At 69.9% G+C, this 11,371-nt stretch carries 8 protein-coding genes and 1 pseudogene; 5 read left to right on the top strand and 4 right to left on the bottom strand.

The genetic code is table 11. From position 1 onward, the window contains the following. From ACFQVC_RS41280 to ACFQVC_RS41260, 5 genes and pseudogenes are all read left to right on the top strand, one after another. A pseudogene (locus ACFQVC_RS41280) lies at positions 1-741 on the top strand (hypothetical protein); the annotation flags it as partial. Positions 742-949: 208 nt separating this feature from the next. After that, on the top strand, positions 950-2,590 hold the full coding sequence (locus ACFQVC_RS41275; protein WP_381841527.1) for an FAD-binding oxidoreductase: 1,641 nt from the start codon (positions 950-952) through the stop codon (positions 2,588-2,590). Further along, on the top strand, positions 2,587-3,771 hold the full coding sequence (locus ACFQVC_RS41270) for an acyltransferase family protein (RefSeq protein WP_381841524.1): 1,185 nt from the start codon (positions 2,587-2,589) through the stop codon (positions 3,769-3,771). Before ACFQVC_RS41275 ends, ACFQVC_RS41270 begins: the two co-directional genes overlap by 4 nt. Before the next feature lie 121 nt (positions 3,772-3,892). Then, on the top strand, positions 3,893-5,509 hold the full coding sequence (locus ACFQVC_RS41265; protein WP_381841521.1) for an MFS transporter: 1,617 nt from the start codon (positions 3,893-3,895) through the stop codon (positions 5,507-5,509). Between the two features lie 170 nt (positions 5,510-5,679). Beyond that, positions 5,680-6,306 carry an NAD(P)H oxidoreductase gene (locus tag ACFQVC_RS41260; RefSeq protein WP_381841518.1) on the top strand — a complete coding sequence of 209 codons (627 nt, stop codon included), beginning with the start codon at positions 5,680-5,682 and terminating at the stop codon, positions 6,304-6,306. Positions 6,307-6,636: 330 nt separating this feature from the next. On the opposite strand, the gene ACFQVC_RS41255 is transcribed toward ACFQVC_RS41260, so the two are convergent. The 4 genes from ACFQVC_RS41255 to ACFQVC_RS41240 form a co-directional block, all read right to left on the bottom strand. Then, positions 6,637-8,256, bottom strand: coding sequence for an MFS transporter (locus ACFQVC_RS41255; RefSeq protein WP_381841515.1), 1,620 nt, complete (start codon positions 8,254-8,256; stop codon positions 6,637-6,639). A gap of 164 nt (positions 8,257-8,420) precedes the next feature. Continuing rightward, the gene (locus tag ACFQVC_RS41250) at positions 8,421-10,019 is read right to left on the bottom strand and encodes an FAD-binding oxidoreductase (RefSeq protein WP_381841512.1); all 1,599 of its coding nucleotides are present in this window, start codon (positions 10,017-10,019) and stop codon (positions 8,421-8,423) included. Between the two features lie 148 nt (positions 10,020-10,167). Next, entirely contained in the window at positions 10,168-10,362 is a 195-nt protein-coding gene (locus ACFQVC_RS41245; RefSeq protein WP_381841509.1) for an acyl-CoA carboxylase subunit epsilon, read from the bottom strand. 50 nt (positions 10,363-10,412) lie between these two features. After that, positions 10,413-11,371, bottom strand: a 959-nt coding sequence (locus ACFQVC_RS41240) for an acyl-CoA carboxylase subunit beta (RefSeq protein ID WP_381841506.1), incomplete at its 5' end; no start/stop codon positions are given.

Here is an 11,371-nt window from a genome sequence, read left to right as displayed (position 1 = left end):
GCCGGGCAGACCGGCCCACTGCTCCCCGGGCAGGGCAGCCCGGCCCCGGCCGGACGGACCAGCCCACTCCTGACCGGGCAAGTTGAGCCCTTGCCGCCCGGGGGCGACCCGCATCGTCGGCTTGCGTGGCTTGATGCGGAGACGGCGAATCTGCGGGCCGCTCTGGACAGCGCCCTGCGCGCCGAAGGCGCCGAGGGTGCGCTGCTCGCGCTCCGGCTCACCTGCGCCCTGTCCTGGTACTGGATGCTGCGCGGCCGCCTGGCCGAGGCCCGCAGGTCGCTGCGCGCCGCCCTGGACCGTGCCGAGGAGCACCCCGGTGCCTTGTACGCGCGGGCCGCGGCCTGGCACATCGGCGTCACCGCCCTCGAAGGCGCCGCCACAGGCACTCCACGGACCCTCGCACCGGCGCTCGAAGGTCTCGCCGGAGCGCAGGTGCACGCCGGTGAGCCCATGGCGGCGGCCGCGCTCCTGGGGGCGGCAGCGGCGGCCAGACAGTCCGCGGGAGCGCCACTGCCCGTCGACGGGCAGAGCGATGTCCTGCGAATGTGCGAAGCGGTACGGGATGCCATCGGCGAGGCGGAGTTCAGCGCCGCGTACGACCGCGGCCGGACGCTCTCACCGGAAGCGCTGAAGGCGCGGGGCGTCGTCGCGGAGCTGCCCGGGCCTGCGCACCAGGCCGAGGGGGCCCGCCGGGCGAACGGCGTGCAGCAGCCGGACGCGCGGCTTCCACTGCATCGCTGACGGCAACGGAATGCCCGCCTCCGCCACACTTCACCGGTAACTCGCGCAATTACTCCGCGCTGCCCCAAGCGTGAGCGCAGCGTGACCACTGGGGCCGACGGGACACCTACCCTCCGATGATGTTCCCTTCGTTGCGCATTCAACTCCCCTCCTGTGTGCGGCGGTTGGGAAAGCCCACCAGTTCCGCAAGCACCGGAGGTAGACAGCCATGGGGGATTTCTCGCGCCGGAATTTCGTGAGAGACGCCGCGGTTCTCGGCGGCGCCGCCGTGGCGCTGCCCGCCATCGGCCCCGGCGGGAGCACCGCGACGGCGGCCGCGGGGGCCGCGGAGACGGCCGCCACCGGTGTCGCAGCCGACGCCCCCGTCACGGTCCGCAAGGGCGAGAGCCGCTACCCGAGCCTCGTCTCCGGTGCCAATCTGCGCTTCACCGGCAGCCCCGACCGGATCCATGTCGTCAGCACCGCCGATCAGGTCGTGCAGGTCGTGCAGGAAGCGGTGGACGCCGGACAGAGGATCGCGGTGCGCAGCGGCGGCCACTGCGACGAGAACTTCACCACCAGCGACGGGATACGGGTCGTCATCGACATGGCGGGCATGGACGCCGTGACGTACGACGACGGGCGCGGTGCCTTCGCGGTCGAGCCCGGCGCACGGCTCGGGCAGGTCTACCGCGTGCTCTACAAGGGCTGGGGCGTCACCATCCCGGGCGGTGTGTGTCCCACGGTCGGCGCGGGCGGCCATATCGTCGGCGGCGGCTACGGCGCCCTGTCGCGCCGCTTCGGCCTCACCGTGGACCACCTCTACGGCGTGGAGGTGGTCGTGGTGGACGCCGCGGGCCGGGCCAAGAAGGTGGTGGCCACCCGTGAGCCCGACGACCCCAACCGGGAGCTGTGGTGGGCGCACACCGGTGCCGGCGGCGGCAACTTCGGTGTCATCACGCGCTATTGGCTCAAGTCCCCCGGCGCCGGCCCGGCCCCCGGCGACCAGTTGCCCAAGCCGCCGTCCGAGGTCCTGGTCACGGACATCAGCTGGTCGTGGGAGGGCATGACGGAGGCGGCCTTCTCGCGGCTGCTGCGGAACTTCTCCCAGTGGTACGAGCAGAACTCCGACCCCGGCTCGGCGCATACGAAGCTGTTCAGCAGGCTCACGCCGCAGCACCGTTCGGCGGGCGGCTTCCGGCTGACCGCGCAGCTCGACGCGTCGGTGCCGGACGCGGAGAAGGTGCTCGACGCGCACCTCGACGCCGTGAACGCGGGCACCGGCCTCACATACAGCGTCAGCGACCGCAGCAAGGTGCCGTGGCTGTACGCGGTCACCGACTGGTTCGGTCTTGTCGAGGCGAGCATGCCGCGCTGGAAGGCGAAGTCGGCCTATCAGCGCAAGGCGTTCACGGATGCCCAACTCAAGGCGCTGTACCGGCACTTGACACGTGACGACTACGCCAATCCGTATGCCTTGGTGGCGATGGTCGGCTTCGGCGGACAGATCAACGCCGTGGACCCGGCCGCCACGGCCGTGGCCCAGCGCGACTCGGTGCTCAAGCTGCTCTACGTCAGCCACTGGACGGACCCGGCCGACGAGCCGAAGGACATCTCCTGGGTCCGTGGCATCTACCGGGATGTGCACGCGGAGACCGGCGGAGTGCCGAGGCCCGGCGGCGTCACCGACGGCTGCTACATCAACTACCCCGACTCCGACCTGGCCGACCCGGCGCTCAACGACTCGGGCGTGCCCTGGCAGCAGCTCTATTTCAAGGACAACTACGGGCGGCTGCAGCAGACCAAGGCCGAGTGGGACCCCCGCAACCTCTTCACCCACGCCCTCGCGATCCAGGGGAGCACCCTATGACTCTGACCGCCCCTGTCGAGACCCCCACCGCCCCCGCGGGCGCTCGGCAGCAGCGCAAGTCCCTGAACACGCTGACCGGTATGCGGTTTCTCGCGGCCCTGTCGGTGTTCTTCTTCCACATCACGATCCTCGCGGACACCCTGCCGTACGGGATCGACCTGATCCATATCTTCGAGGACGCCTCGGCGCGCGACACCTACGTCTCGCTCTTCGGCGCGATCGGCTTCACCGGGGTCTCGTTCTTCTTCGTCCTCAGCGGCTTCGTCCTGGCCTGGGCGCAGCGGCCGACGGACACCGTCACACAGTTCTGGCGGCGCCGGTTCTTCAAGATCTATCCGCTGCACCTGGTGACGTATCTGATCGGCCTGGTCGTCCTGACCGGCTGGAAGTTCGAGGGCGGCCCCGGCAGCCCCGACATCCCGGGGTTCTTCCTGGTGCAGGCGTGGATCCCGGATGTGCGCACGCTGCTCGGCGCCAACGCGGTCAGCTGGTCGATCTCCACCGAGGCGTTCTTCTACGCCCTGTTCCCGCTGGTGTTCCCGCTGCTCATGAAGGTGCGTCTGGACCGGGTGAAGTGGTGGATCGTGGGGCTGCTCGCCTTCCGGGTGGCCTGGGCGGTGCTCACGGACCTGACGATGTCGGAGACCGATCCGTACGCGTACTGGTTCAACTACGAGTTTCCGCTGCCGCGCGTCTCGGAGTTCTTCATCGGTGTGCTGATCGCCCGTCTCGTCGTGGCCGGCCGCTGGCGGAACCCCGGCATGCTGCCGTCGGTGGCGCTGCTCGTGGTCGGTGAGGTGATCGCCCTCAAGGTGCCGCTCGCCTACGCACAGGCACCGGCGACCATCATCCCCGTGATGATGGTGATCGCGGCGGGCGCGGCGTCCGATATGAAGGGCCGCAAGTCGTTCCTCAGCGGACGCCTGATGGTGTGGCTCGGCGAGATCTCCTTCGCGTTCTATCTGATCCATCTGATCGTCCTGATCGGTGTCCGCAAGCTGCTCGGCCCGGAGAACTCCTTCAGCGTGCCGGGGGCGCTCGGCTATCTGGCCGTCTGCCTGGCCGTGACCGTCGTCCTGGCCGCGCTCCTGCACCGGTACGTGGAGCAGCCGGTGATGCGTCGCTGGAGCCGGCCGAGCCCGCACAAGCCGGCCACCATCTCCGCCTCGCTCCCCCGCTGACCAGCGATTCCTCCTCCCCGACCGTCCCGCAAGACGGTCCGAAGAAGACCATAAGGGGACCGAAAGGAGGTCGTGTCACGGTGCTGGAGGCACTGGATCTGAGACACCGAGAGGACCACTCATGAACGGCCACGGGACGACTGCGTCCAAGGCGGGAGCACGTCAGTGGATCGGCCTGGCCTTTCTGCTCCTGCCCACCATGCTCCTCACCGCCGACCTCGGCGTGCTCTGGCTGGCGACCCCGCCACTCGCCGCCGACCTGGGCCCCAGCAGCACCCAGCTGCTGTGGATCAATGACATCTACGGCTTCGTGATGGCGTGCCTGCTGGTCCTCTTCGGCAACATCGGTGACCGGTTCGGCCGGCGCAAGCTGCTGCTCCTGGGGCTCGTGGCGTTCGCCATCGCGTCCCTCGTGGCCACGTACGCGCCCAACCCCATGACGCTGATCCTGGCCCGTGCGGCCCTCGGTGTGGGCAGTGCCGCGATCATTCCGTCCACGCTCGCCCTGATCTCCCACATGTTCACCGACGCCCGGCAGCGGGCCAAGGCGATCGCCATGTGGGTGACGGCGCTGTCCACCGGTATCGCCGTGGGCCCCGTGGTCAGCGGTGTGATGCTGGAGCACTTCTGGTGGGGCTCGGTGTTCCTGGTCGGCGTGCCGGTGATGGTGCTCGCGCTGATCGTGACGCCGATCGCGGTGCCGGAGTTCCACAACGCCGACACGAAGAAGCTCGACGGCATCAGCATGCCGCTGCTGGTCCTGACCCTGCTGCCGCTCGTCTACTCCATCAAGCGCATCGGGGAGTACGGGATCGACCAGTGGATGCTGCTGTCCCTTGCGGTGGCCGTGCTCTTCGGGGTGCTCTTCATCCGGCGCCAGCAGCGGCTGTCCAATCCGCTGCTGGAGCTGCGGCTGTTCTCGGACCGCACGTTCACCACGGCCCTGGTGCTGCTCTTCATCGGCCTTGCCGCCATGAACGGTGTCGAGTACGTGGTGCCGCAGTACTTCCAGCTGGTGAACCAACTGCCGTCGCTGCAGGCCGGGTTGCTGATGATGCTGCCCGCAGCGGGGCTGGCCCTCGGCTCGCAGCTGACTCCGCTGCTCGCCCGGCGGATCCGCCCGGCCTATGTGATCGCGGGCGGTGCGGCGGTGTCGCTGATCGGCTTCGCCCTGATGACCCAGCTGCCGTCGGACGGCTCCGGGACCGCCATCGCGGCGACCGGCACCACCGTGATGATGACGGGCCTGGCCCCGATCACCGTCTTGTGCACCAACATCGCGGTGAGCGCCGCCCCGCCGGAGAAGGCGGGACAGGCCTCCTCGATCGGCCAGACCGCGTACGAGCTGGGTCTTGCCTTCGGTGTCGCGGCCACCGGGAGCATCATGGCCGCCGTCTACCACAACGACGTCAAGTCGGCGGCACCGCAAGGGGTTTCCGAGGACAAGGTCACGGAGATCGCCGACAACGTGAGCGGCGGCGCCACCATCGCGGACGGTCTGCCCGGCGGCGTCGGCGAGGTGATGGGTGACGCGGTCCGGGCCGCGTTCACCTCGGGCTTCCATGTCGCGGCGATCATCAGTGCGGGACTCGCGGCCCTGATGGGCGTCCTCGCAGTGCTGCTGCTGCGGCGGGTGCCCGCGACGGGTGGACCCGCCCAGGACAAGCCGGCGCAGAGCGACGGCGGCACCGGGACGGACCCGGTGACCGAGCCGGTGCCGACGGCCGCGTCCAGCTGACGGCTGACGGCTGACGGCTGAAACACCCGCGGCCGCGTCCAGCTGACGGCTGACGGCTGAAACACCCGATCCCTTCTCGGGGGCCGGGGTGCGGCGGACCTGAGACGTATCGGACCCGCCGCACCCCGGCCCTTCTACCATTCCCAACTCCCTTACATTAGGCGGCTGTTATGACGGCGACCGAATCCAGGACCGGATCCAGGAAGGCCCTCCTCGTCCTTTCCCACCCGCGCCGCGACTCCCTGACGGGCCTGTCGGGCGAGCGGGCACGTGAGCAGCTGGAGCGGCAGGGCTACACCGTCGATGTCCTCGATCTGCACGCGGAGGGGTTCGACCCGCGGATGCCCGTCGCGGACGAGCCGGACTGGCACGACCCCGGCAAGCGGTACTCCGACGAGGTGCACGCACACATGGACCGGATCGCCGCCGCCGACGCGATCGTGGTGGTCTTCCCGGTCTGGTGGTTCGACGTACCGGCGATCCTGAAGGGCTGGATCGACCGGGTCTGGAACCACGGTTTCGCCTACGGCGCCGAGCCCACCGCGCTCGCGGCCAAGCGCATCCTGTGGGTGGGCCTCGCGGGCGGCTCGCAGAAGTCGTATGCCGAGCAGGGCCTGGACGCGATGATCGATCTGCATCTGCGGGTGGGGATCTCGGAGTTCTGCGGCATCAAGGACATCACCGTGCGCCTCGTCCACGACACCGTGTCCGACGACCCGCAGGAGCAGGTACGCCGCCACGTCGCCGAGTCCACGGACCTGGCCATGGCCGACTTCCTTGACACGGCGGGCGCCTGACGGCACTTCAGATCCGGCACCCGGGGATGACAGCGGGCGGCCGCCACAGCACTTTCGCTGTGGCGGCCGCCCGTTGCGGTGTGGTGTGCCGCGCGGTGTGCGTCCGGGTGGCCGTCGTCCGTCCCCCCGACGGCGCCGACGTCAGCCGTCGGGGAGGTTTCGCGGCCACTCGGAAGTCCACCCGCCCGGACCCCGCCCCCGTGGGAACGGCTTCCCGGTGAACGGGAGTCCGGACGGTCCGGACCGGGCTCCGCGGTGGCGCTCGGTCACAGGCGCCGGGGCTCGGTCCGGGTGGCGTCCGCCGCGGCCGGGCCGCGGCGGCGCCCGGGGTCAGGCGACCGTCTGGGTCTCCTGGTCGGTGCGCTCCGTGGTGACGGGCGCGGGGACGTGCTCCTCCTCCGGCGCGGGGGTGTCCTTGCCGATGGCCGGGATACGGCGCAGGAGCGTGATGGCGATCAGGGTGGTCGCCAGGGCGAAGGCGGCACTGACATAGGCGGTGGTGTGGAAGCCGGCGGCGAAGGCGTCACGGGCCACGGCGAGCAGCTCGTCCCCGGCAGCGGCCGGCAGGTCCCGCGCCGCCGCGGTGGCGCCGCCGATGGTGTCCCGGGCCGCCTCCGCCGCCTCGGCGGGTACGCCGGCGGGCACGGAGTCCGCGACGTCACCGCGGTAGACGGCGACGGCGACGGAGCCCGTGACGGCGATACCGAGGGCCAGGCCCAGGTCGTATGCGGTCTGGCCCGCGCCCGCGGCGGCCCCGGCCTTCTCCGGCGGCGCGGCGCCGACGGCGAGGCTGGTGCCCAGGACGCTGATCGGCGCGACCCCGAACATGATGATCGTCAGCCCGACCGCGGACGGTACGACACCGGACGCGTCGGGCTGCGCGGTCGCCGTCAGCCAGAAGCCGACGAGGGTGATCACGGTGCCGCCCGCGATGACGAACGCGGGCCTGACGCGACGGGCCACAAGAGGGGTCAGCTGGGATCCCAGGATCAGGCCTGCCGCGCTCGGCAGCAGCCACAGGCCCGCCTCCAGCGGACTCAGCCCGCCGGTGACGAGCAGGAACTGCGGCACCAGGTACTCGACGCCGTTCAGCGCCATCATGCCGAGGAGCAGAGTGAGCAGCGCCCCGGTGAAGACCCGGTTGCCGAACAGCCGCATGTCCAGGAGCGGTGCTTCCAGATGGCGTTGGCGGCGTACGAAGAGCGCCGAGAAGAACACGCCGATGACCACGGCCACCAGGTAGGTGGCGCTCCAGCCGAACTCGGCGAACTTCTTGATGCCGTAGACCACCGGCAGGATGCCGAGCAGGAAGAGCACCACGCTGGCCAGGTCGAAGCGGCCGGGGTTCGGGTCGCGGTATTCGGGCACGATCGTGAGGACCACCGGGATGGCGACCACCATGATGGGCACGGCGAGCAGGAACACCGATCCCCACCACCAGTGCTCCAGGAACACCCCGCCGATGACGGGGCCGACCGCGATGCCCACGGACAGGGCGGTGACCCACATGGCGATCGCGGTGGCGCGCTGGCGCGCGTCGGCGAACATATGGCTGATCAGGGACAGGGACGAGGGCAGGACGGCGGCTCCGGCGACACCGAGCAGCGCGCGGGCGACGATCAGCATCTCCGGGGTGGTGGAGTACGCGGCGAGCAGGGACGCCGCCACCACCCCGAGCGAGCCGTACACCAGCAGCCTGCGGCGGCCGAGCCGGTCTCCCAAGGTGCCCATGACGAGCAGGAATCCGCAGGTCATGAACCCGTAGAGGTCGGTGGTCCACAGGAGTTGGGAACTGGACGGCTGCAGATCGGCTGTCATGGCGGGAGTGGCCAGCCACAGCACTCCCAGGTCCACTGTCATCAGGGCGACGGGGAACAGCAGCACAAGGAGGCCGAACCACTGCCGTAGTCCGGCGCGCGGCTCCTGCCCCGGAACAGGGTTCGAAGACATACGACGTCCTTTCTGCATGCATGAGCACGCACATGACATGACCGACGGAGCGGTGGACAGGGCCGCGCAAAGGTCCGCTCATCGGCGGTACTGAAGAGGAACTCGGCGCGCGACGGCACCCTTCCCGTCCGGGCCGAAGAACTCGAGTTGGCTCAAAAAGGACGTCAGGGCAGACGCACGGACAGTGCGTGCCGAAACAGATCACGCGGGTCCCAGCGCTCCTTGACCCGCTGCAGCCTCGGGTAGTTGTCCTTGAAGTACAGCCGGTGCCAGGGGATTCCCGAGGTGTTCAGGGACGGGTCGGCGATGTCCGAGTCGGCGTAGTTGATGTAGCAGCCGTCGTTCACACCGTCGGGGCGCGGTACGCCGCCGGTCGCCGCGTACACATCCGCGTAGGCCTCGCGCACCCACTTCTCGTGGCGGGTGTCGTCATCGGTGCCGGTCCAGAGGCTGACGTAGAGGATCTTCATATGCGAGTCGCGCTGGGCGACCGCGGTGGCGTCGGGCGCGACGGCGTTGATCCGCCCGCCATAGCTGATCAGATCGATGAGGGCGGTCGGGTGCGCGTAGTCGGTGCGCGTCAACTGCCGGTACATGGCGGCGATCTGGTCCTCGGGCATGGTCTTGCGGACGTACGCGGCCTTCGCCTTCCAGCGGCAGATCGCACTCTCGACGAAGCCGAACCACTGGGTCACCGCGTACAGCCACGGCGCCCTGGTCCGGTCACCGACCTGGTACGTCACGCCGGTCCCCGCGGAGACCGCGGCGAGGAACTCGTCGAGCAGCCCCTCGGCGTCGGGTGCGGCCGTGTCGACCTGGGTGCACATATGGAAGGAGCCGGCGGCCCGGTGCTGGAGCTTGAACTGGCTGTAGAGGAAGCGGCCCCTGGAGTCCGGCCCGGAGTTGCGCGCGTGCCATGCGTCGAAGTTGCGCACGAGCCGCTTGAACGACTTCTCGTCCAGGTCCTTCCAGGACCAGCTGACATCGGAGACCAGGACTTCGGACGGTGCCCGGGGCAGCAGCTTCGCCGGGTCGTCGCCGGTGGCGTCCGCAGAGCGCAGCCAATAGCGGGTGATGACCCCGAAGTTGCCGCCGCCGGCGCCCGTGTGGGCCCACCACAGCTCGCGGTTCGGGTCGTCGGGCTCCCGGGTCGCGACCACCGCACGGGCCTTGCCGTCCGCGGAGACGGTGACGACCTCGACGCCGTACAGGTGGTCCACGGTCAGGCCGAGCGAGCGGGACAGCGCGCCGTAGCCGCCGCCCGTGATGTGCCCGCCCGCGCCGACCGTGGGACAGGTGCCGCCCGGCAGGACGACGCCCCAGCGCTTGTAGAGCGTGCGGTAGACGGAGCCGAGCATGGCGCCCGGCTCCACGGCGATGGCGCGGCGCTGCTCGTCATAGGAGATCTGGGTCATGCCGGACATGTCGATGACCGCACGGATATCGCCGTCGGAGACGAAGGGCTCGTTGCAGTGCCCGCCGCTGCGCACGGCGATCCGCAGTCCCTTGTCGACGGCGTCCTGTACGGCGCGCACCACTTGAGCGGTGCTGCTGACGAGGCATACGTAGTCGGGCCTGCCCACCCAGCGCTGGTTCGCGCCGGAGACGAGGCCCGTGTAGCGCGGGTCGCTGCGGGAGATCCGCACCGCCTGCGCGGGCGCGGGACCGGCGGCCGCGGTGGCCGCCGAAGCCGCGGGCAGCGCGAGGGCGCCGCCCGCCGCCGCGGCACTGGCGAGCAGGCCGCGGCGGGATAATCCGTTCATGAGGTCCTCCATGGGCACAAACAGGTCAAGGGAAGGGGGACCTCTGGTACATGACTGTTCCGCATCTCTGATCCCCCGTGTGACGTACGAAGCCCGGCGCGTGCCCACATGGCCACGGCCGGGCTCCGGCAACTGAACTGACGTGGTGTCAGCCCTGCCAGCTGTGTGGGGCTTTGTAGCCCGGTACGCGTTCGAGACGGCGCCAGCCGGCCTTGGCCGGGTCGGGGCGCTCGGACGGCGCCTGCGCGTACGCGGCGGCGCGGGCCATCAGGAACGCGGTGAGGGCCGCGAGCTCTTCGGGCTCGGCGTGGCCCTTCTCGACCCGTACGTGAGGTGTGTCCATCGTGGCCTCCTGTCTGCTGGGTCTGTCTGCTGGGGCTGTCTGCTGGGTCTCTATGTGGGTGGGTTGCCGTGCTTGCGGGACGGCAGGCTGGCGTGCTTGTTGCGCAGCATCGCCAGGGAGTTGATGAGGACCTCGCGGGTCTCGGCGGGGTCGATGACGTCGTCCACGAGACCGCGCTCGGCCGCGTAGTACGGGTGCATCAGCTCCGACTTGTACTCCTTGACCATCCGCACCCGCATGGCCTCGGGGTTCTCCGCCTCGGCGATCTGGCGCCGGAAGATGACGTTGGCCGCGCCTTCCGCGCCCATGACCGCGATCTCGTTGGTCGGCCAGGCGTACGTGAGGTCGGCACCGATGGACTGGGAGTCCATGACGATGTACGCACCTCCGTAGGCCTTCCTGAGCACCAGGGAGATCCGCGGCACGGTGGCGTTGCAGTAGGCGTAGAGCAGCTTCGCGCCGTGCCGGATGATGCCGCCGTGCTCCTGGTCGACGCCCGGCAGGAAGCCGGGCACATCGAGGAGCGTGATGATCGGGATGTTGAAGGCGTCGCACATCTGCACGAAGCGCGCGGCCTTCTCCGAGGCATGGATGTCGAGCACACCGGCAAGGGACTGGGGCTGGTTGGCCACGATGCCGACCACCCGGCCGTCCATCCGGGCCAGACCGCAGACGATGTTGCGGGCCCAGCGTTCGTGGACCTCGAGGAAGTCGCCGTCGTCGACGATCTCCTCGATGACCTGGTGCATGTCGTAGGGCCGGTTGCCGTCGACGGGCACCAGCTCCAGGAGCCGCTCCCCGCGCCGGTCCGCGGGGTCTCCCGACACCTCGGCCGGGGGGTTCTCGCGGTTGTTGGACGGCAGCATCGAGAGCAGATACCGCACCTCTGCGATGCAGGTCTCCTCGTCGTCGTACGCGAAGTGCGCGACGCCCGAGGTCTCGGCGTGCACATCGGCGCCGCCGAGGCCGTTCTGGGTGATCTCCTCACCGGTGACGGCCTTCACGACGT

It is taken from the genome of Streptomyces monticola (assembly GCF_042665355.1).
GTDB classification, from domain to species: domain Bacteria; phylum Actinomycetota; class Actinomycetes; order Streptomycetales; family Streptomycetaceae; genus Streptomyces; species Streptomyces monticola.
Note: the sequence above shows the minus strand (reverse complement) of the source record. Positions and strands in the feature narration are given on the sequence as shown.

What these genes read in the sequence shown, in the direction of transcription:
- ACFQVC_RS41275 (WP_381841527.1), top strand. Translation starts at nt 950, where the DNA reads ATGGGGGATTTCTCGCGCCGGAATTTCGTGAGAGACGCCGCGGTTCTC.
- ACFQVC_RS41270 (WP_381841524.1), top strand. Translation starts at nt 2,587, where the DNA reads ATGACTCTGACCGCCCCTGTCGAGACCCCCACCGCCCCCGCGGGCGCT.
- ACFQVC_RS41265 (WP_381841521.1), top strand. Translation starts at nt 3,893, where the DNA reads ATGAACGGCCACGGGACGACTGCGTCCAAGGCGGGAGCACGTCAGTGG.
- ACFQVC_RS41260 (WP_381841518.1), top strand. Translation starts at nt 5,680, where the DNA reads ATGACGGCGACCGAATCCAGGACCGGATCCAGGAAGGCCCTCCTCGTC.
- ACFQVC_RS41255 (WP_381841515.1), bottom strand. Translation starts at nt 8,256, where the DNA reads ATGTCTTCGAACCCTGTTCCGGGGCAGGAGCCGCGCGCCGGACTACGG.
- ACFQVC_RS41250 (WP_381841512.1), bottom strand. Translation starts at nt 10,019, where the DNA reads ATGAACGGATTATCCCGCCGCGGCCTGCTCGCCAGTGCCGCGGCGGCG.
- ACFQVC_RS41245 (WP_381841509.1), bottom strand. Translation starts at nt 10,362, where the DNA reads ATGGACACACCTCACGTACGGGTCGAGAAGGGCCACGCCGAGCCCGAA.